Origin of the sequence: Curtobacterium sp. MCSS17_007 (genome assembly GCF_003234175.2) — a bacterium.
Taxonomy (GTDB): Bacteria; Actinomycetota; Actinomycetes; order Actinomycetales; family Microbacteriaceae; genus Curtobacterium.
Genome location: NZ_CP126257.1, coordinates 104,203 through 123,003, shown reverse-complemented (window position 1 = coordinate 123,003; position 18,801 = coordinate 104,203). Strand labels below are relative to the sequence as shown.

At 71.4% G+C, this 18,801-nt stretch carries 19 protein-coding genes and 3 tRNA genes; 12 read left to right on the top strand and 10 right to left on the bottom strand.

Annotation, left to right across the window (positions count from 1 at the left end):
* The 3 genes from ftsH to tilS form a co-directional block, all read right to left on the bottom strand.
* Positions 1–1,989 (bottom strand): ATP-dependent zinc metalloprotease FtsH, encoded by a 1,989-nt coding sequence (gene ftsH, locus DEJ22_RS00625; RefSeq protein WP_111227939.1) that lies wholly within the window; start codon positions 1,987–1,989, stop codon positions 1–3.
* 165 nt (positions 1,990–2,154) lie between these two features.
* The gene (hpt, locus tag DEJ22_RS00620; protein ID WP_031272831.1) at positions 2,155–2,706 is read right to left on the bottom strand and encodes a hypoxanthine phosphoribosyltransferase; all 552 of its coding nucleotides are present in this window, start codon (positions 2,704–2,706) and stop codon (positions 2,155–2,157) included.
* Positions 2,707–2,715: 9 nt separating this feature from the next.
* Positions 2,716–3,735 carry a tRNA lysidine(34) synthetase TilS gene (tilS, locus tag DEJ22_RS00615; RefSeq protein WP_111227938.1) on the bottom strand — a complete coding sequence of 340 codons (1,020 nt, stop codon included), beginning with the start codon at positions 3,733–3,735 and terminating at the stop codon, positions 2,716–2,718.
* Positions 3,736–3,786: 51 nt separating this feature from the next.
* Between tilS and DEJ22_RS00610 the strand changes: the two genes are divergently transcribed.
* On the top strand, positions 3,787–4,278 hold the full coding sequence (locus DEJ22_RS00610; protein ID WP_111227937.1) for an inorganic diphosphatase: 492 nt from the start codon (positions 3,787–3,789) through the stop codon (positions 4,276–4,278).
* A 128-nt stretch (positions 4,279–4,406) separates the two neighbouring features.
* Here DEJ22_RS00610 and DEJ22_RS00605 read toward each other — a convergent pair whose 3' ends face one another.
* Both DEJ22_RS00605 and DEJ22_RS00600 read right to left on the bottom strand, forming a co-directional pair.
* Positions 4,407–5,882 (bottom strand): C40 family peptidase, encoded by a 1,476-nt coding sequence (locus DEJ22_RS00605; protein ID WP_111227936.1) that lies wholly within the window; start codon positions 5,880–5,882, stop codon positions 4,407–4,409.
* A 33-nt stretch (positions 5,883–5,915) separates the two neighbouring features.
* Positions 5,916–7,178 (bottom strand): M23 family metallopeptidase, encoded by a 1,263-nt coding sequence (locus tag DEJ22_RS00600; protein ID WP_146241790.1) that lies wholly within the window; start codon positions 7,176–7,178, stop codon positions 5,916–5,918.
* Positions 7,179–7,433: 255 nt separating this feature from the next.
* Between DEJ22_RS00600 and DEJ22_RS00595 the strand changes: the two genes are divergently transcribed.
* The 3 genes from DEJ22_RS00595 (at position 7,434) to DEJ22_RS00585 (ending at position 7,707) form a co-directional block, all read left to right on the top strand.
* Positions 7,434–7,506, top strand: a tRNA-Glu gene (locus DEJ22_RS00595).
* Positions 7,507–7,556: 50 nt separating this feature from the next.
* Positions 7,557–7,633: transfer RNA gene (locus DEJ22_RS00590), tRNA-Asp, on the top strand.
* A 1-nt stretch (position 7,634) separates the two neighbouring features.
* Positions 7,635–7,707, top strand: a tRNA-Phe gene (locus DEJ22_RS00585).
* 164 nt (positions 7,708–7,871) lie between these two features.
* On the opposite strand, the gene DEJ22_RS00580 is transcribed toward DEJ22_RS00585, so the two are convergent.
* Complete coding sequence (locus DEJ22_RS00580) at positions 7,872–8,882, bottom strand: aldo/keto reductase family protein (protein ID WP_111227934.1); 1,011 nt, start codon at positions 8,880–8,882, stop codon at positions 7,872–7,874.
* A gap of 124 nt (positions 8,883–9,006) precedes the next feature.
* Here DEJ22_RS00580 and DEJ22_RS00575 point away from each other — a divergent pair, with 124 nt between their 5' ends.
* A complete protein-coding gene (locus DEJ22_RS00575; protein WP_111228036.1) occupies positions 9,007–10,002 on the top strand; it encodes an SDR family oxidoreductase in 996 nt (331 codons plus the stop codon).
* A gap of 164 nt (positions 10,003–10,166) precedes the next feature.
* On the opposite strand, the gene rocD is transcribed toward DEJ22_RS00575, so the two are convergent.
* Together rocD and ddaH are read right to left on the bottom strand one after the other, a co-directional pair.
* Positions 10,167–11,420, bottom strand: a complete 1,254-nt coding sequence (gene rocD, locus DEJ22_RS00570; protein WP_111227933.1) for an ornithine--oxo-acid transaminase — start codon at positions 11,418–11,420, stop codon at positions 10,167–10,169.
* Positions 11,421–11,422: 2 nt separating this feature from the next.
* Positions 11,423–12,310, bottom strand: coding sequence for a dimethylargininase (gene ddaH, locus DEJ22_RS00565; RefSeq protein WP_111227932.1), 888 nt, complete (start codon positions 12,308–12,310; stop codon positions 11,423–11,425).
* Positions 12,311–12,545: 235 nt separating this feature from the next.
* On the opposite strand from ddaH, the gene DEJ22_RS00560 reads away from it, so the two are divergent.
* The 5 genes from DEJ22_RS00560 (at position 12,546) to DEJ22_RS00540 (ending at position 16,430) form a co-directional block, all read left to right on the top strand.
* A complete protein-coding gene (locus DEJ22_RS00560; protein ID WP_058729711.1) occupies positions 12,546–12,983 on the top strand; it encodes an Lrp/AsnC family transcriptional regulator in 438 nt (145 codons plus the stop codon).
* Between the two features lie 107 nt (positions 12,984–13,090).
* Entirely contained in the window at positions 13,091–13,378 is a 288-nt protein-coding gene (locus tag DEJ22_RS00555; protein WP_146241789.1) for a hypothetical protein, read from the top strand.
* 27 nt (positions 13,379–13,405) lie between these two features.
* Complete coding sequence (locus tag DEJ22_RS00550; protein WP_111227930.1) at positions 13,406–14,236, top strand: nitroreductase family protein; 831 nt, start codon at positions 13,406–13,408, stop codon at positions 14,234–14,236.
* Positions 14,233–15,015 (top strand): YqjF family protein, encoded by a 783-nt coding sequence (locus DEJ22_RS00545; protein WP_111228035.1) that lies wholly within the window; start codon positions 14,233–14,235, stop codon positions 15,013–15,015. The genes DEJ22_RS00550 and DEJ22_RS00545 overlap by 4 nt, the downstream gene beginning before the upstream one ends.
* Positions 15,016–15,158: 143 nt before the next feature.
* Positions 15,159–16,430, top strand: a complete 1,272-nt coding sequence (locus DEJ22_RS00540; protein ID WP_181430950.1) for a phosphatidylserine decarboxylase family protein — start codon at positions 15,159–15,161, stop codon at positions 16,428–16,430.
* A gap of 45 nt (positions 16,431–16,475) precedes the next feature.
* On the opposite strand, the gene DEJ22_RS00535 is transcribed toward DEJ22_RS00540, so the two are convergent.
* Positions 16,476–17,099 carry a hypothetical protein gene (locus DEJ22_RS00535; RefSeq protein ID WP_111227928.1) on the bottom strand — a complete coding sequence of 208 codons (624 nt, stop codon included), beginning with the start codon at positions 17,097–17,099 and terminating at the stop codon, positions 16,476–16,478.
* A gap of 84 nt (positions 17,100–17,183) precedes the next feature.
* Between DEJ22_RS00535 and DEJ22_RS00530 the strand changes: the two genes are divergently transcribed.
* Complete coding sequence (locus DEJ22_RS00530) at positions 17,184–18,179, top strand: SDR family oxidoreductase (protein ID WP_111227927.1); 996 nt, start codon at positions 17,184–17,186, stop codon at positions 18,177–18,179.
* Positions 18,176–18,541 carry a hypothetical protein gene (locus DEJ22_RS00525; protein ID WP_111227926.1) on the top strand — a complete coding sequence of 122 codons (366 nt, stop codon included), beginning with the start codon at positions 18,176–18,178 and terminating at the stop codon, positions 18,539–18,541. Before DEJ22_RS00530 ends, DEJ22_RS00525 begins: the two co-directional genes overlap by 4 nt.
* Before the next feature lie 13 nt (positions 18,542–18,554).
* Here the strand turns inward: DEJ22_RS00525 and DEJ22_RS00520 are convergent, their stop codons facing one another.
* Positions 18,555–18,767 (bottom strand): hypothetical protein, encoded by a 213-nt coding sequence (locus tag DEJ22_RS00520; protein ID WP_111227925.1) that lies wholly within the window; start codon positions 18,765–18,767, stop codon positions 18,555–18,557.
* Positions 18,768–18,801 lie beyond the last annotated feature (34 nt).

The following is an 18,801-nucleotide window of genomic DNA, read 5'->3' as shown; positions in this document are numbered from 1 at the left end:
CTAGGCGGGGGCGATACCCGGGTTGCCGAACGGACGACGACGGGGCTTCGACGACGACTCCGTGTCGCCCTGCTCCACCGCGGTCGACGCGGCCTTGCCCGGGAACGAGATGGCCGGCAGGTTCGACACCGGGCGGCGGTCGCTCGACAGCCACTGCGGGCGCTCCGGGAGCTTGCGGACGTCCTTGAAGATCTCGACGAGCTCCGGCGCGTCCAGCGTCTCCTTCTCGAGGAGCTCGCCGGCCAGGCGGTCGAGGATGTCGCGGTTGTCGTTGAGCACCTGGTAGGCCTCGTCGTGCGCCGCCTCGAGCAGGGCGCGGGTCTCGGCGTCGACGGTCTCGGCGATGTTCTCCGAGTAGTCGCGACCGCTGCCGCCGCCCATCTCGCGGCCGACGAACGGCTCGCTCGAGCCCGACCCGAGCTTGACGGAACCGACCGCACGGCTCATGCCGTACTCGGTCACCATCTTGCGTGCGGTCGAGGTGGCCTTCTCGATGTCGTTCGACGCACCCGTGGTCGGGTCGTGGAACACGATCTCCTCGGCGACTCGACCGCCCATGGCGTACGTGAGCTGGTCGAGCAGCTCGTTGCGCGTCACGGAGTACTTGTCCTCGAGCGGGAGCACCATCGTGTAGCCGAGGGCGCGACCGCGCGGCAGGATCGTGATCTTCGTCACCGGGTCGGTGTGGCGCATCGCGGCGGCGGCCAGGGCGTGACCACCCTCGTGGTACGCCGTGATGAGCTTCTCCTGGTCGGACATGATCCGGGTGCGGCGCTGCGGGCCGGCCATCACGCGGTCGACCGCTTCGTCCAGGGCGCGGTTGTCGATGAGCTGCGCGTTCGACCGGGCGGTGAGCAGCGCGGCCTCGTTGAGGACGTTCGCCAGGTCGGCACCGGTGAAGCCGGGGGTCTTCCGGGCGAGGAGCTCGAGGTCGACGCTCGCGGCGAGCGGCTTGCCCTTCGCGTGCACCTCGAGGATCTGCTTGCGGCCCTGCAGGCTCGGGGCGTCGACGCCGATCTGGCGGTCGAAGCGGCCCGGGCGCAGGAGGGCGGGGTCGAGCACGTCGGGGCGGTTCGTCGCCGCGATGAGGATGACGTTGGTCTTGCCGTCGAAGCCGTCCATCTCGACCAGGAGCTGGTTGAGCGTCTGCTCGCGCTCGTCGTTGCCGCCGCCGATGCCGGCACCACGGTGACGACCCACGGCGTCGATCTCGTCGATGAAGACGATCGCGGGGGCGTTCTGCTTGGCCTGCTCGAAGAGGTCACGGACACGGCTCGCGCCGACACCGACGAACATCTCGACGAAGTCCGAACCGGAGATCGAGTAGAAGGGCACGCCCGCCTCGCCGGCGACCGCACGGGCGAGCAGGGTCTTGCCGGTACCGGGAGGGCCGTACAGCAGCACGCCCTTCGGGATCTTGGCGCCGACGGCCTGGAACTTCGCGGGCTCCTGCAGGAACTCCTTGATCTCGTGGAGCTCCTCGATCGCCTCGTCGGAACCGGCGACGTCGGCGAAGGTGACCTGCGGGTTCTCCTTGTTGTTCATCTTCGCGCGCGACTTGCCGAACTGCATCACCTTCGAGCCGCCGCCCTGAGCACTCGACAGGAGGAACCAGAACAGGGCGCCGATGATGAGGAACGGCAGGATGATGCCGAGCAGCGACAAGAACCAGTTCCCCTGCTGCACCGTGTCGTTGTACCCGTCGGGCAGGTTGGCGTCGTTGACGGCCTTGATGACCTCTTCGCCGCGCGGCGTGGAGTAGTAGAACTGCTCCTTCGCGTTGCCGTCCTTGAGCGTGAGGTCGACGCGCTGCTCGGTCGAGTTGACGACCACGGACGACACCTTGCCGTCGGCGAGCTGCTCGAGACCCTTCTGGGTGTCGATCTGCTGCGTGCCGGACTGCGCGATGACGCTCCAGCCGATGAAGATGCCGACCAGCGCGATGAGCACGTAGAGGTACGGGCCGCGGAAGATGCGCTTGAAGTTCATGTGATCCGGGCGCGGAGGCCCGACACCTTTCTCTGCCGGAGTTGCGTGGAGGTCAGCATACGGCGGCGACTCTGTGGCGAGAATGGGTGTCCTCTGCGGGCGAACTCCACCCGGGCCAGGAGACCGCCGTGCGGGCCGGCCGGTCGCTCGGACGGCCCCGTCCGGTCAGGAGTAGACGTGCGGCGCGAGCACGCCGATGCCGCGCAGGTTCCGGTAGCGCTCGTCGAAGTCGAGGCCGTAGCCGACCACGAACGCGTCGGGGATCTCGAAGCCGGCGTACTTCACGTCGACCTCGACCTTGGCGGCCTCGGGCTTGCGGAGCAGGGCGACGATCTCGACGCTCGCGGCACCGCGCGACTCGAGGTTCTGCTTGAGCCACGACAGCGTCAGGCCGGAGTCGATGATGTCCTCGACGATGATGACGTCGCGGCCGTGCAGGTCGGTGTCGAGGTCCTTGAGGATCCGCACGACACCGGACGACTTCGTGCCGGAGCCGTACGACGACACCGCCATCCAGTCCATCCGCGCCTGCATCTTGAGGTGCCGCGAGAAGTCCGCCATGACCATGACGGCGCCCTTCAGCACGCCGACGAGCAGCGGGTCCTTCCCCGCGTAGTCACGGTCGACCACCGCGGCGAGTTCGGCGAGCTTCTCGTCGATCTGCTCGGGGGTGAAGAGCACTTCGGACAGGTCTGCCTGGACGTCGGAGAGTTCCACCAGAGCACTCTAACGGGCGGCGAACGCGATGCGCTCGCCCTCCCGCGACGCCCGGACCCCCGGCAGGTCGACCGGTCCCTGCCCGCGCCAGTCGGTCACGAGCCGGCAGACCTCGAGCGTCTGCGTGCGCGACAGCGTCACGCCGAACTCCCCCTCCACGGCCAGGCGGACGAGTCGCTGCCGGAGCGCCGGCGGGTTCGCCTGCAGCTCGGGCACGGACAGCGAGATGCCCGCCTCGGAGTGCTCGGCGAGGTCCTCCGCCATCTCCTCGGCGAAGTGGTCGAGCGCCGCAGCGTCCTCGCGGAGCTGTTCGGCGGTCCGGGCGAGTGCCTCGGGCACCCCGGCACCGAGCTCGCGCTCCAGCACGGGCATGAGCGCGGTCCGCACACGCACTCGGGCGTACGCGGGATCGTCGTTCTGCGGGTCGTCCCACGGCACGAGCCCCCCGGCGACCGAGGCCTGCCTGGTCGTGTGCCGGCGCACCCCGAGGAGCGGCCGCCCGTAGGCCGGACCGGCCGCGCGTCGCGCGAGCGGCGGCATGCCGGACAGCGCGTCCGGCCCGCTGCCGCGCAGCAGGCCGAGCAGCACCGTCTCGGCCTGGTCGTCGAGCGTGTGCCCGAACAGCACCAGGGGCGACCCCGTGTCGGCGGCGGCCCGCGCGATCGCGGTGTGCCGTGCCTCCCGTGCGGCACCCTCGGGACCGCCGTCCGAGCCGACGTCCACCCGGCGGACCGTCACCGGGTCGAGACCCAGCGACGCGGCCGTCCTGGAGGCGCGGCTCGCCACCGCGTCGCTGCCCGCCTGGAGTGCGTGGTCGACGACCACCGCACCGGCCCGCAGGTCCTGCTTCGGCGCCTCGAACGCGGTCGCCGCAGCGAGCGCGAGCGAATCGGCTCCCCCGCTGAGCGCGACCGTGACCAGGTCGCCGGGCTGCAGCAGCCCCTCGTCGCGCGCCTGCGCGAGGAGCGTCCGGACCGCCAGCCGGGTCGCGGCGACGGCCGGGTCCAACCGGGGACGCGGAGTGTTCACCCGGTAACGTTAGCCGCGCTTTCTTCCCGCACATGAGACCAGGAGCGCAACATGGCCGCGTACGACGTCGTCGTCGAGATCCCCAAGGGCAGCCGCAACAAGTACGAGGTCGACCACGAGACCGGTCGCGTGTACCTCGACCGCGTGCTGTTCACCTCGTTCGTCTACCCGACCGACTACGGGTACTTCGAGAACACGCTGGCCGACGACGGCGACCCCGTGGACGCGCTGCTGCTGCTCGAGTACCCGGTCTTCCCGGGCGTCGGCGTCAAGGTCCGCCCGGTCGGCGTCTTCAAGATGAGCGACGAGGCCGGCAACGACGCGAAGGTCCTCGTGGTCCCGGCGAAGGACCCGCGCTGGCAGCACATCCAGGACATCTCGGACGTCGACGAGCAGACCAAGGCCGAGATCGCGCACTTCTTCGAGCGCTACAAGGACCTCGAGCCGAACAAGTGGGTCAAGGCCGAGGGCTGGGGCGACGCCGCCGAGGCCGAGCGCATCGTGCAGGCCGGCCAGGCCGCGTACGTGCCGTCCGGTCACTGACGCTCGCACACAGGACGGCGCCCGCGCTCCCCTCGGGGAGTGCGGGCGCCGTCGTTCGTGCGGGGTCGGGGTCCCGGTCGCGGGTTGCGGGTCGCTCGTTGCGGGTCGCTCGTTGCGGGTCGCTCGGGCTAGACCGAGCCGCTCGGGCGGCCGACGTACGGCAGGAGCTGGTTCGGCAGCCAGATCCCGCGCTCGACGACGCCGACGCCGGGGCGCGCGGCCTCGACCATGGTGCCGTAGCTCGTGACGATGCTGTCGTGGTAGGCGCCGGAGACGCTGCCGTTCGTCGAGTAGAACAGGATGTCGCCAGGCTGCCGCTGCGACAGCGGGACGAGGCGCCCGACGGACTTGAAGTAGTTGTACTGCCAGACGACGTTGTGTCCGCCAGTGGCGATGCCCTGCGAGTTGTACGCCATCATCACCAGGCCGGAGCAATCCCAGGTGTTCGGACCCGCGCCGCCCAGCACGTACGCCTTGCCGAGCTGACCACGGGCGTAGGCGATGGCACCGGCGGCCTTCGACGGGCTCGAGACCGGCTTCGGGGCCGGCGCAGGCGCCGGTGCGGGGGCAGGCGCCGCTGCGGGGGCCGGCGCAGGAGCAGGGGCCGGAGCAGGCGCAGGCGCAGGCGCAGGGCGCGACGGTGTCGTGCTCGGCCGGGAGGGGCTCGTGTTCGGCTGCGTGGTGCTCGGGCGCGACGGGCTCGTGTTCGGCTGCGTGGTGCTCGGCTGGGTCGTGCTCGGCCGCGACGTGCTCGGCCGCGATGGTACGGACGGCGACGCGGGGTCGCTGCTGCCGCCGGATGCCGTGTCACGGGAGGCGGCAGCGGTCCGGGCCGCGAGCTGCTGCTCGGCCCGCTTCGCCTGCTGCTCGTTCCAGTACGCCGTCTCGGTCGCCGTGCTCGTGCCCTTGAGGAACGCCAACTGGTCGAGCACCTCGGCCTGCCTGTCCTGCTGCTGCTGGACGCGGGATCGGGCTGAGGCCGACGCCTCGTTCGCCTGGTCCAGGGTGCGCTCGGACTTCGCGGTCGCTGCGGCGAGGGCCTTCGTGGCCGCCGACTGCTGCGCGGCGATCGACTCGACGGTGTTCTGGTCGGTCTGCGCCTGGGCGAGCACCCGGGCCGACCGCGCGGACAGGTGCGAGACCGTGCCCACGCGGTAGAGCAGGTCCTTCGCGTCCGAGGCGTCGACGAGCATCGAGGTCGACAGGTCGCCCCCGCCCGTGCGGGACAGCTCCACGACGAGCCCGGCGACCTGTGCGGCCGACTCGTCCGCCTTCTGCTCGGCGCGCTTCGCCTGGGCGGTCAGGTCGTCGAGCGACGCCTGTGCCTCCTGCTGCTGCGACACCGCCATCGCGTAGTCCTGCGCCGCCTGGAGCTCGGAGACCTCGGCGCTGTCCGCGGCGTCCTGCAGCGTCTGCAGCCGGGCGCTCAGCTCGTCCACCGTCGCCTGGGCCTGCGCGGTGTCGGCCTTCGCCTGGCGCACGTCGTCCCAGCTCGGGGCGGACGGAGCTGCCTGGGCGGGACCGGCGACGACGACCGACAGGCCGATACCGAGGACGGCGACGACCGCGGTGCAGCCGGACAGGGTGCGGGAGGAGGGCTTCATGTCTCGCTCAGGGCCTCTCGACGGCGCTGTTGCTCAAACCGAGATCCCCCGCGCTGCCATGAAGGGGACCGGGTCGACGGCGGAACCGTTCACCCGGGTCTCGAAGTGGAGGTGGCACCCCGTCGACCAGCCGGTGGAGCCGATCTTCGCGATCTGCTGCCCGGCCTCGACGTGCTGCCCGACGGAGACGAGGATGCCGCCGTCGACGATGTGCCCGTAGGCGGTGGAGATGCCGCCGCCGTTGTCGAGCACGACCTCGTTGCCGTAGCCGCCACCGTTCGCCGCGAACGTGACCGTGCCGGAGTGGGCGGCGTAGATCGGTGCGTAGCAGGCGGGCGCGAGGTCGACCCCGGCGTGCAGTGCCCGGTAGTGCGTGTACGGGTCGACGCGGTAGCCGTAGGGGCTCGTCTGGTAGCCGCCCGAGGGACGCACCCAGCCGGAGGAGTTCGGGGCCCCACCGCCGGAGCCGCCCTGGCTCGTCGCTGCGGCCTTCGCGGCCGCGGCAGCGCGGGCCGCTTCCGCCGCCTTCGCTGCCGCGACCCCCTTGTCGTACTGGGCCTCGACGTCCTTCGCGTTCGTGGTGAGGAGCTCGAGCTGCGCCTCGAGCCGCGCCTTGTTGTCCGCCTGGGCGTCGACCGCTGACTGCGCGCGGTCGGCGGCGTCCTGAGCCGCCTGCATCTTCGCCTGGGCTGCGTCGGCGAGCGCGCCGAGGGCCTCCTTCGCCTGCTGGGCACGGTCGGCGAGGCCCTGGGCGACACCGCGGTCCTGTGAGGCCTGGGAGTAGATGCCGTCGGCCTGCTCGGTGAGCTTCGACATCGCGCCGAGCTCGTACAGCAGGTCACCCGAATCGGACGGGTGGGTGAGGATGTCGGTCGTCACGTCGTTCGCGCTCGCGCGGCCGAGCTGCGCGGCGAGCTGACCGGCCTGCGCCTCGGAGCGCTTCGCGGTGCGGTCCGCCTCGTCCGCCTGCTGCTGCAGCGTCTGCTGCTCGAGGGTCGCGGCGTCGTACTTCGTCTGCGCCGTCTGGTAGGCGGTGCCGGCTGCCTCGGACGCCTGCTGTGCGGCGGACGCCTTCGCGTCCAGGTCCTGCAGGAGCGCCGTGATCTCGGTGACCTTGGCCTGCTGGGCGTCTTTCGACGCCTTCGCCTGCTCCACGTCCGACCAGCTGGGGTAGCTCGCAGCCGACGCTGCGGACACCGGGCCGACCGCGGCGAGAGCGCCGGCGGAGAGCACGACGGCGACCGCGGCGGCGAGAACGCGGCGGCGGGGGCGGGGGCGGGCGGAAGCAGGCGACATGGTCTCGATCTCGTAACGGTGCGGCGAGGCTCGGACTCGCCACACTGTCAACAGACGCAACAGTAACAACACGGGTCACGGCGCGGACACCCCCGAGCGAGGGTCCAGGCCGCCCACGATGGTCGCAGCGGGCGCCTACTCAGGCCACTTCGAGCGAGTGCGACACGCCGGGGATGCACGTTCGGGGGCACTCGATTTGTGCATCGCGCAGAGCGTCCGTATGCTTGACTCCCGGTAGCGCACGGCGCAGCTTGCGGCCCTATCGTTTAGTGGCCTAGGACACCGCCCTTTCACGGCGGCAGCACGGGTTCGAATCCCGTTGGGGTCACTCCTCGTGAGTGAGCAAGCAGCTGTACGACACCGAACACAACACAATATGGCCCTGTAGCGCAGTTGGTTAGCGTGCCGCCCTGTCACGGCGGAGGTCGCGGGTTCAAGTCCCGTCAGGGTCGCCACGGCTGGATAGCTCAGTTGGTAGAGCGTTCGACTGAAAATCGAAAGGTCCACGGATCGATGCCGTGTCCAGCCACGGTGAAGAGCCCCTCACGAGAGTGAGGGGCTCTTTTGCGTTCCCGGTGGGCCGCGCTGGCTGGCGCGGCGCCGAACCACGTTTCCGACATCGAGCCAGCTCGTGCGGCTGGTTCGATGTCGGAATCGTGGTTCGACCCGTGGCCATGCAGCCGCGGTGGAGCGTCAGGCCTCGCGGGTCTTCGGGCTGCTGTCGTTCGTCTTCGCCGGGTCGCGCTCGACGACCGACCCGAGGGCGTCGTCGATGCGGGACATCAGCTCGGCAGGGATCTGCACCCCGGCCGCGCCGGCGTTGTCGTGCACCTGCTCCGGGCGCGAGGCGCCGATGATCGCCGACGCCACGTTCTCGTTCTGCAGCACCCACGCGACCGCGAGCTGCGCCATCGACAGGCTCAGCTCGTCGGCGATCGGCCCGAGCTCCTGCACCGCCGAGAGCACCTCGTCGTTCATGAAGCGCTCGATCATCTTCGCGCCGCCCTTGTCGTCGGTGGCACGCGAGCCCTCGGGCAGCGGCTGACCGGGCTGGTACTTGCCCGTCAGGACGCCCTGGGCGATCGGGGACCAGACGATCTGCGAGATGCCGAGCTCCTTCGACGCGGGGACGACCTCCTCCTCGATGACCCGCCAGAGCGCCGAGTACTGCGGCTGGTTCGAGATGAGCTGGAACCCGAGGTCCTTCGCGAGCTCGGCGCCGGCGCGGAGTTGGTCCGCCGTCCACTCCGAGACGCCGACGTACAGGACCTTGCCCTGCCGCACGACGTCGGCGAACGCCTGCATCGTCTCCTCGAGCGGGGTCTCGTGGTCGTAGCGGTGCGCCTGGTACAGGTCGACGTAGTCGGTCTGCAGCCGCTCGAGCGAGCCGTCGATCGACTCGAGGATGTGCTTCCGGCTCAGCCCGGTGTCGTTGTGCCCCTTCGGGCCGGTCGGACCGAACACCTTCGTGGCGATCTCGAGCGACTGGCGACGCTCCCCCTTCAGCGCTTCGCCGAAGACGGTCTCGGCACCGGTGTTCGCGTAGACGTCGGCGGTGTCGAACGTCGAGATGCCGACGTCGAGGGCGGCGCGGACGCAGGCGATCGCCGCGTCGTTCTCGACCTGGGAGGCGTGGGTGAGCCAGTTGCCGTAGGTGATCTCGGACACTTTGAGGCCCGAGTTGCCGAGGTAGCGGTACTCCATGTGCGTGTCACTCCTGTCGTGGAGCGCATCGGTGCGCCCCGACCCGTGACGGTACGCGGGCCGCGTGGGGCAGGATCGCAGGGGCGCGGTGCACAGCGGCACCGCCGGGAGCAAGGGAGCATCCATGTCGGGACCGAGCGTGCTGTTCATCGGCGGCAGCGGCATCATCAGCGCCGCGTGCGTCCGCGAAGCCGTCGAACAGGGGTTCGCCGTCACCGTGCTCAACCGGGGCACGACGGACAAGCGGCCGATCCCGGAGAGCGTGACGCGCCTCCAGGCCGACGTGTCGGATCGCACCGCGCTCGAGGCGGCGATCGGCGACCAGCAGTGGGACGTCGTCATCGACTTCGTGGCCTTCACGCCCGACCAGGTGCAGCGCGACATCGACGTGTTCACGGGTCGCACGAACCAGTACGTCTTCATCTCGTCGGCCTCGGCGTACCAGACGCCCGCGACGCACCTACCGATCACCGAGTCGACGCCGCTGAAGAACCCGTTCTGGCAGTACTCGCGGGACAAGATCGCGTGCGAGGACCTGCTCACGAAGGCGTACCGCGAGGACGACTTCCCGATGACGATCATCCGGCCGTCCCACACCTACGACGAGACCCTGGTGCCGTTCTCGGGCGGGTGGACGGTGCTCGGGCGCATGCGTGCGGGCAAGCCGATCGTGGTGTGCGGGGACGGCAGCTCGCTGTGGACGATCACGCACGCGCGGGACTTCGCGGTCGGCTTCGTGGGGCTGCTCGACCGTGCCGAAGCGATCGGCGAGGCCTTCCACATCACCGGCGACGAGGCACCGACGTGGGACCGCATCGCGCACGAGCTCGCGGCGGCCGCCGGGGTCGACGACCTGCAGATCGTGCACGTACCGTCGGACGCGATCGACGCGCTCGACGCTGACTGGGGCGCGAGCCTGCTCGGGGACAAGGCGAACACCTCGGTGTTCGACAACACGAAGGTGCAGACGCTCGTACCGGAGTTCGCGCAGACGACGTCGATCCGGCAGGGGGCGCGGGAGATCGTCGCGTGGTTCGACGCCGACCCGTCGCGCCAGGTCACGGACGAGCGGCTCGACGGGCTGATGGACCAGCTCGTGGAGCGGTGGCAGGTGCGCTGACGCTGGGCGCGCGTTCGTGGAGCAGGGATCGTCGGGTCGGCGACGCGGACCCGACGGTTCCTGTTCCACCGAGTGCGGTCCGGACGCGCGCGCCGCGTACGGCAGACGGACGGGAGGCGCGGCACCCGCTGGCACCGCGCCTCCCGTCCGGCAGGTGGTCGCGTCTACCGCGCGGCCAGCACCTCGCCGAGGGTCCCGATCGCCAGGCGCACCTCGTCGTCGGTGACGACGAGCGGCGGCGCGAAGCGGATCGTCGACCCGTGCGTGTCCTTCACGAGCACGCCGCGGCCGGCGAGGTCCTTCGCGATCTCCTTGCCGGTGCCGAGCGCGGGGTCGATGTCGATCCCCGCCCAGAGCCCGGCGACGCGGTGTGCGACGACGCCGTGCCCGACGAGCTCGTCGAGCAGCCCGCGGAGCAGCGGTTCACCGTCGAGTGCGCGCTGCTGGAACGTGCCCTCGCCGAGCATCGCGACGACCTCGGACCCGACGGCGGCTGCGAGCGGGTTGCCGCCGAACGTCGATCCGTGCTCGCCCGGACGCAGGACCCCGAGCACCTCGCGCGAGCCCACGACGGCCGACACCGGGACGATGCCACCGCCGAGCGCCTTGCCGAGCGTGATGAGGTCCGGCGTGACGTCGACGCGCTGCACGGCGAGGGTGTGCCCGGTGCGCCCGAGACCCGACTGGATCTCGTCGGCGACGAACAGCGCGCCGAACTCGTCGCAGACCGCGCGGACCGCCGGCAGGTAGTCCGAGGGCGGGATCACCACGCCGCCCTCGCCCTGGATCGGCTCGAGCAGCACGGCGACGACGGTCTCGTCCATCGCCTCCCGCAGGGCTGCGGCGTCACCGTACGGCACGGTGCGGAAGCCGGGCGTGTACGGCCCGAAGTCCTCGCGGGCCGAGGGGTCGTCGGAGAACGACACGATCGTCGTGGTGCGCCCGTGGAAGTTCCCGGACGCGACGACGATCGTGGCCTGGCCGGCCGGTACGCCCTTGACGCGGTAGCCCCAGGCGCGGGAGACCTTGATCGCGGACTCGACGGCCTCGGCGCCGGTGTTCATCGGCAGGACGAGGTCGGTGCCCGTCAGTTCGGCGAGTGCCGACGCGAAGGGTCCGAGCCGGTCGTTGACGAACGCGCGGCTCGTCAGGGTCACGCGGTCGAGCTGGGCCCGGGCGGCGTCGAGCAGCCGGGGGTTGCCGTGGCCGAAGTTCACCGCGGAGTACGCGGCGAGTCCGTCCAGGTAGCGCTTGCCGTCCACGTCGGTCACCCACGCGCCGTCGCCGGACGCGATGACGACCGGCAGCGGGCTGTAGTTGTGGGCGAGGGAGCGGTCCTCGACGGCCAGGGCCGCCGCGGTGGCGTCACCGAACGCGCCGGTACCCGTCTGGGTACCGGCTCCGGTCGCGGTGCTCACGGCTACCGCGCGACCGAGGTGCCGGTGCCGACGGGGTGCAGGTCGAGCGTGCAGCACTTCACGCCGCCGCCGCCGAGCAGCAGCTCGGACAGGTCGACGCCGATCGGGTTGTAGCCCTTCTCCTTGAGCTGCGAGGCGAACGTCGTCGCCCGCGAGGCGATCACGACGTTGTAGCCGTCGGAGTACGAGTTCAGGCCGAGGATCGCGGCGTCCTCCTCGGTCGCGATGATCGCGTCCGGGAAGCGCTCGCGCAGGATCGCCAGCGAGGGCTCGTCGAAGGCGCTCTCGAGGTACGCGATGTTGCTGGTCCCGTCCGCAGCGGGCTCCGGGTCGAGCACGGCGATGGCGGTGTCGAGGTGGTAGAAGCTCGGGTTGATGAGCTTGAGGGTGACGACCTCGCGCCCGTAGAGCTCGGCGAGCTCCTCGTGCGAGGTGCTGTCCGAACGGAAGCCCGTGCCCGCGAAGATCGTGTTGCCGACGAGCAGGAAGTCACCCTCGCCCTCGTTGGTCTCGCGCGGCTCCGCCACGGTCAGGCCGGCGCTGCGGAACCAGTCCATGTACGCGGGACCCTCGGGCTGGCGCTCGGGGTACTGGAACTTCGCGCCGTACGCGATGCCGTCGAGCACGAAGCCGCCGTTCGCCGCGTAGACCATGTCGGGCAGGCCCTCGATCGGCTCGATGTACGAGATGTCGAAGCCGAGCTGCTCGTAGACATCGACGAGGGACTGCCACTGCTCGACGGCCTTCGACGTGTCGGTCGGCTCCTCGGGGTGCATCCACGGGTTGATCCGGTAGCTGACCGTGTAGTGCGTCGGCTTGCACATCAGGATCGTGCGCTTCGTGGCGACACGGGCCGGTGCTGCCTGCGGTTCGGTTGCGGTGTTCGACATCAGTCCTCCTGGGACCGGGGCCCGAGCCTGCCAGGAACCACCACGGGTGAAGCACTCCGATGAGACGCAGGCTCACTCACCGCAGCGGACCAGGTCGACGCCAGCAGCAGTCTGACACGAACGGTCCGGTCGGTGCAGTACCCCGTTCGCGAGCGCGTGGCACCCGTTCGGGTGACGCACGATTCCTGCGTCGGACCCACCTCGCTCGCAAGAACCCCGCGTACCATGTTCGTCGATGGACACACTCGACCACCGCATCCTGGACCAGCTCCGGGAGAACGCCCGGGCCGGCTACGGCGACATCGGGTCGGTGGTCGGGCTCTCGGCGTCCGCCGTGAAGCGCCGCGTCGACCGACTCGTCGCCGACGGGGTCATCCAGGGCTTCACGATCAAGGTCGACCCCGCTGTGGAGGACCGCGGCACCGAGGCCTGGGTGGAGCTCTACTGCCGTGGCACGGTCTCCCCCGACGAGCTCCGGACGCTGCTCGACACCGTCCCCGAGGTCGTCGACGCCGGGACCGTGACCGGCAGCGCCGACGCCGTCGTGCACATGCGCTCGCGGGACCTGCCGGCGCTCGAGCTGGCGCTCGACCGCGTGCGCCTGGCCCCGCAGGTCGACCACACCCGCAGCGCGATCGTGCTCTCCAAGCTCGTCTCCCGCGAGTCCGCGTAGCCCGACCGCGTAGGGTCGCGTCCGTGGGACGTGAGACGACAGCCGGGAGGCACGGCGTGCCTCCCGTCCGACCGCTGGCGGCCCGCCGCCTGGTCACCGCGGCCTCCGTGGCTTACCTGGCCAACTGCCTCTGGGGCACCGCGGTCGCGGTGCGCCTCATCCGCACCAGGAAGCTCCGGATCGTCCACCACGGCCTCTTCGTCGTGACCGCGACCCTGACCGGTGCCGCCGCGACCACCCCCGTCTGGACGCGGGACCGCTCCGCGCTCTTCCTGCTGCCCGCACTCGTCCCGCTCGCACTCGCTCCACGCACGAACCCCCGCTCCGGAGCACACTGGAGAGTCGCGGTCGCCGCCGCACCGTCCTACCTGGGGGCGCTGCTCGCACGGCGCTGACCGCGACCACGAGACACGAGGGATGCAGTGGAGCTCTTCGAGGCCATCCGACGCCGGCGCACGACCAACGGGGCGTTCCTGCCCGACCCGGTGTCCGAGGAGCACCAGCGGCTGCTCATGGAGCTCGCCGGACGGGCGCCCTCGCAGCTGAACAGCCAGCCGTGGCGCTTCGTCATCGTCGAGGAGCGGGACACCATCGACCGCATCGCCGACATCAGCGGTCGCTCGATGACGCAGACGATGGCCGAGGGGTCCTTCTTCGAGCGCTACCGTCCGTACTTCCGGTTCTCGCAGGCCGAGATGGACGAGCGCCGCGACGGGATGCTGTTCGACAAGCTGCCCGGGCCGCTCAAGCCCTTCACGAAGCAGGTGTTCACGAAGCGCGGGCAGCTGCTCATGAACACGCTCCGGGTACCGCAGACCCTCGGCGAGGAGAACCGGAAGCTCGTCGCCGGGTCGCCGCTCCTGCTCGGGGTGATGCTCGACCGTGACGAGTACCGGAAGGAGGCGCGCAACGCCTTCTACTCCGTGTTCAGCATGGGCGCGGCGATGGAGAACGTCTGGCTCGCCACGACCGAGCTCGGCCTCGGGATCCAGTTCGTGTCCTTCCCGATGGAGATCGAGGAGGCCTGGGCCGAGGTCGAGCAGCTCCTCGCGGTGCCGCCGGAGCTCGAGCTGATGGCCGTGTACCGGATCGGGTACCTGCCGCCGGAGCGCCGACGTCCCGCCATCGACTGGGTGTCGAACGAGCGGAAGCGCCCGTCGCAGTACGTGTTCCGCGGGACCTGCGCGACGCCGCAGACCGGGTGGGACGACGTGCCGGCGGCTGCGCACGGCGACGACGCGAGCGGCTCGTGACCGCGAGCCGGCGCGACGGGGCAGAGCCGGGCCTCCCCGCCGTCGAGGCGGTGGCGCCGCCACTGCGGGGCCGCCCGTGGATCTCGCAGGACTGGCTCGACGTGGTCTTCGTGCACTGGCGTGTGGACGTCTCCGCCGTGGCGCCGCTGCTGCCCGCCGGGGCGTCCCCGGACACGATGGCACCCGACGGGACCGACGACGGGTCGACCACGTGGGTCGGCCTGATCGGCTTCCGCTTCACGGACACGCGGTTCCCACCGCTCGGACCGCTCGGCCGGGCCGGCAGCGTCGGCGACTTCGTCGAGGTGAACGTGCGGGTCTACACGCGTGACGACCAGGGCCGGCGGGGCGTGGCGTTCCTGTCGCTCGACGCGGGCAAGTTCCTCCCGACCGTCGGCGCACGGGTGGCGACCGGCCTGCCGTACTGGTGGGCGCACGCGGCGATCCGGAAGGCCGACGGCCGTGTGGGCTACGCGATGCGTCGGCACGGGACGCACCTGCGGTCGACCTTCGACGTCCGGGTGGGGCCGGTGGTGGACGAACCGACCGCGCTCGAGACCTTCCTGACGGCTCGGTGGGGCATGCACGTCCGGCGGGTGGGTGCGACCCGGTACTGGCCGAACGAGCACGAGTCGTGGCCGCTGCACCGGGCGACCCTCGTGTCGCTGCGGGACGACCTGGTCGCGGCGGCGGGACTGCCGTCCGGCCTGTCCGGGCTGGAGCCGGACTCGGTGCTCTACTCACCCGGGGTCACCACGCGGTTCGGTCGGGGGCGCTGAGGCAGGCGCGACGCGCTCGGCCGGCGCGGTCGGCCCGGGTCGGCTGCCCGGGTCCGGTCGTTCGGTCCGTCGGCTGCGCCGGCCGGGAGGCACGGTGTCGGCTCCTGGGACCGTGTCGGCGACCGGTGGGTAGCGTCCACCGCGTGACCGGTGGAGCGCAGCAGCAGGACGTCCGACGCCGCGCGGGATGGCTCCCGCAGGACCAGAGCGGGCTCGAGGCGTGGCTCCGCGGCCGCCGCGAGCGCCACCAGGAGCGCGACCCCGACCGGGCCCTGCACCCCGCGGTCTCCGCGTTCCGCGACCTCGTCGAGGGCGACCCCGTCCTGCGCATGCACGCGCACCAGATGATCGACCAGGTCCCCGTCGGTCGGCGCTACGAGGACCGGCACCTCGAGTCGTTCGCGGAACTGCTCGAACTCGTCGACGAGGTCATCACGACCGCGCCCGAGTACAGCGACGAGCAGATGGTGATGACCCCGCTCGACGGGGTGCTCGACTGGACCAAGGCCACACCCGCAGGCTTCGCCTTCTACCGCGACCCGCGGGTGAACGACGCACTCCGTTCGATCCTGCAGGGGTGGTGCGACTTCCTGTCGAGCGACAAGTCCCTCGAGGTCCTGGTCGATGCGCCCTCCGGCTGGCGGAGCGAGGCCGCGCGCCGGGCCGTCGGCATGGACCAGTTCGAGCACGACCCGGACGACGAGCACTGGGGCTTCGGGTCGTGGAACGACTTCTTCACCCGACGGTTCAAGGACGGCGAGCGCCCGGTCGCCTCGCCCGACGACGGCGCCGTCGTGGTGAGTCCCTGCGAGGCGACCCCGTACCGGATCGCCAGCCGGGCCCACCGCCTCGACGAGTTCTGGGCGAAGGCCGAGCCGTACTCGGTCGAGGAGCTGCTCGCCGGCGACGAGGCCGCAGACCTGTTCGTCGACGGCACCGTGTGGCAGGCGTTCCTCAGCGCCCTCGACTACCACCGCTGGCACAGCCCGGTGAGCGGGACCGTGCTGCGCGCCTGGGTCGAGCCGGGGACCTACTACTCCGAGGCCTCGTCACAGGGGTCCGAGGCCGCCGAGCCGACGCTGTCGCAGGGGTACCTGGCGCACGTCGCGACCCGGGCGATCGTGCTCATCGACGCCGACGACCCCACGATCGGCACGATCGCGGTGGTCTTCATCGGGATGTCGGACGTGTCGTCGTGCGTGATCGGCGACGGGATCGAGCCCGGTGCACGGATCGGCAAGGGCGACGAACTCGGGTACTTCCAGTTCGGCGGGTCCTCGGTGTGCGTGCTGTTCGGCCCGGACGTCGTCGAGTCGTTCGGGCTCGGGGCCCTCCCGCAGGCGCCGGACGAGGAGCCGGTGCTGCTGCACGTGCGCTCGCACCTGGCGACGGCGCGGCGGCGGCCGTCCGACTGACGGCGCTGGGAGCGTTCCCTCGGGCGGCGGCGCACAGCCGCCGTGTCAGTACCGCGGAGCCCGGGCCGCGCGTCGAACGTGCACCAGGGAGAGCACGGCCGCGAAGAGCGCACCGGCGGTCCCGCCAACGACCCAGACCGTGGCCCGCCAGCCCGGGAGGACGGGCCCCGTCGGCAGCACGAGTCCCAGCACGACGAGGACGGCACAGCTCGCAACCACGGCGAGGAACGCCCATGCGACGGCCGACAGGTCGAACCGTGGGATCGACCGGGCGTAACGGTTGATCTGCGAGAAGCCGGCGATGACGCCGATCGACGCTGCGAGCGGGAGCCCGACGACGATGCTCGCGACCATCACCGCTGCTCCGGCGGTGACCCCGACCGCCACGCGCACACGGTGCAGGTCCCAGGACGCGCCCCACGTCTGCTCCAGGTACGCCCGCCGCGCCGAGACGAAGTGCAGGACTGCGCTCGCGATCCCGAGCGCACCGGTGACCGCACCGGTCGCCGAGGCGAGTGCATCGCCGAACGCCGCCCCGACCGCGACTGCGACCGCAGCCAGGACCAGCGCGAGCGCCGGGAGGCCCCAGATCTCCCGGTACCGGGTCGGCGTGCTCAGCACCCAGCCGGGCGGTGCCTCCTCGGCCGTGTCGTCATCGTCCCACTCCACCGAGCCATCATGACCTGCTCCGTTGCGCGGTCGGGGGACAGCGACTGGACCGGCACGAACGCGCACCCGCGTACAACGGACAGCATGACGCGCGTGGCAGTGGTGACCGGTGGTTCGGCAGGGCTGGGGCGGGCGACCGTCCGCGAGCTCGCGGCACGGGGGTGGGACGTCGCCGTCCTCGCCCGGGGCCGGGACGGGGTCGACGCCGCGGTCGCCGAGGTCGAGGCCGCGGGTCGTCGCGGGCTCCCCCTGGTCGCCGACGTGGCCGACCGCCAGGCGGTGGAGTCCGCCGCCGACCGCGTCGAGCAGGAGCTCGGCCCGATCGACCTCTGGGTGAACTGCGTGATGGTCGGGGTCTTCGGCCGGTTCATGGACACCGAGCCGGAGGACTTCGAGCGAGGCCTCGACGTCAACTTCCTCGGCTTCGTGCACGGCACCCGCGCGGCGCTCGCACGCATGGTCCCCCGCGACCGCGGGCACGTGATCCAGGTCGGATCGGCCCTCGGTTTCCGGGGCATCCCGCTGCAGGCCGCCTACTGCAGCGCCAAGCACGCCATCGTCGGCTTCACCGAGTCGGTCGTCTCCGAGCTCACCGCGCAGGGGAGCAAGGTCGCCGTGAGCCGCGTGGACATGCCGGCGCTCAACACGATCCAGTTCAACTGGGTGAAGTCGCTCCTGCCGCACCACCCGCAGCCCGTCGCGCCGATCTACCAGCCCGAGGTCGGCGCCCGCGCGATCGCCGCCACCGCCGAACGGCCCCGCCGCCGCACGTGGGTCGGCGAGTCGACGGTGTACACGATCCTCGGCAACCGGATCAGCGGCCGGTTCGCCGACTGGTACGCGGCGAAGACGCTGGTGAGCGGCCAGCAGGCGGAGCAGAAGGACGGCGAGTCCCTGCCGACCAACCTCTACGAGCCGGTGCCCGGCGACCACGGGGCGCACGGCGTCTTCGACGACTCGGCGCACGCCTGGTCGCCCCAGACCTGGTGGGTCGAGCACCGACGACTGGGCAACGGCATCATCGGTGCAGCACTCGGCGCCGCCGGTGCGCTCGCCCTCGCAGCGGGGAAGCGCCGGTGAGCCGCCGCAGCCGGCAGGACCGCCGGCACCGCGCGCGGTGGGTCGAGGGGCTCCGGGCCGGTGTCGGGGTCGCGCACCTGCTCGCCTCGCGCGGGTCGACGGGGCGGGTGGCCGTGTTCGGCCGCGTGCTCGGGGTCCGACAGCTCCTGCAGGCCGGGGTGCTCACCCGTGCGGGTTCGCCGGAGGCACACGTCCTCGGCGCGGCCGTCGACGCCACGCACGGCATCTCGATGGTGCCGCTCATCGCCCTCGACCGTCGGACGCGCGGGTTCGCCGTGCGACAGCTCGTGGTCGCGGTGGTCCTGACGGCGCTCGAGGTCGGCCTCGTCGGCACGGGGCGGGGTCGCACCGGCCGACGATGACCGCGGCGGTCGGCTACTCGACCTGGTCGTTCGGCTGCTCCTCCTCGACACCCGTCTCGTCCATCCGGTCGCGCAGGTGGTCGGCCATCGCCCCGGCACCCTCGGCGCCGTGGTCGTGCTCGACCTGCTCGACCAGGCCGGACAGCTTCTCCTCGTTGGTCGCCTCGGTGGCACCGTCCATCACCGGGGCGGTCTGGACCTCGTCGTCGTTCGCTCGTGCGTTCATGACCGGGACGCTACGCCGCCGGGCACGTCGATCG

Bases quoted from the DNA above. Each gene is read 5' to 3' on its own strand.
- DEJ22_RS00575 (WP_111228036.1), top strand. From the start codon at position 9,007: ATGTCGGGACCGAGCGTGCTGTTCATCGGCGGCAGCGGCATCATCAGC.
- DEJ22_RS00530 (WP_111227927.1), top strand. From the start codon at position 17,184: ATGACGCGCGTGGCAGTGGTGACCGGTGGTTCGGCAGGGCTGGGGCGG.
- DEJ22_RS00600 (WP_146241790.1), bottom strand. From the start codon at position 7,178: ATGTCGCCTGCTTCCGCCCGCCCCCGCCCCCGCCGCCGCGTTCTCGCC.
- DEJ22_RS00580 (WP_111227934.1), bottom strand. From the start codon at position 8,882: ATGGAGTACCGCTACCTCGGCAACTCGGGCCTCAAAGTGTCCGAGATC.
- DEJ22_RS00520 (WP_111227925.1), bottom strand. From the start codon at position 18,767: ATGAACGCACGAGCGAACGACGACGAGGTCCAGACCGCCCCGGTGATG.
- ftsH (WP_111227939.1), bottom strand. From the start codon at position 1,989: ATGAACTTCAAGCGCATCTTCCGCGGCCCGTACCTCTACGTGCTCATC.
- ddaH (WP_111227932.1), bottom strand. From the start codon at position 12,310: ATGTCGAACACCGCAACCGAACCGCAGGCAGCACCGGCCCGTGTCGCC.
- DEJ22_RS00610 (WP_111227937.1), top strand. From the start codon at position 3,787: ATGGCCGCGTACGACGTCGTCGTCGAGATCCCCAAGGGCAGCCGCAAC.
- DEJ22_RS00560 (WP_058729711.1), top strand. From the start codon at position 12,546: ATGGACACACTCGACCACCGCATCCTGGACCAGCTCCGGGAGAACGCC.
- DEJ22_RS00605 (WP_111227936.1), bottom strand. From the start codon at position 5,882: ATGAAGCCCTCCTCCCGCACCCTGTCCGGCTGCACCGCGGTCGTCGCC.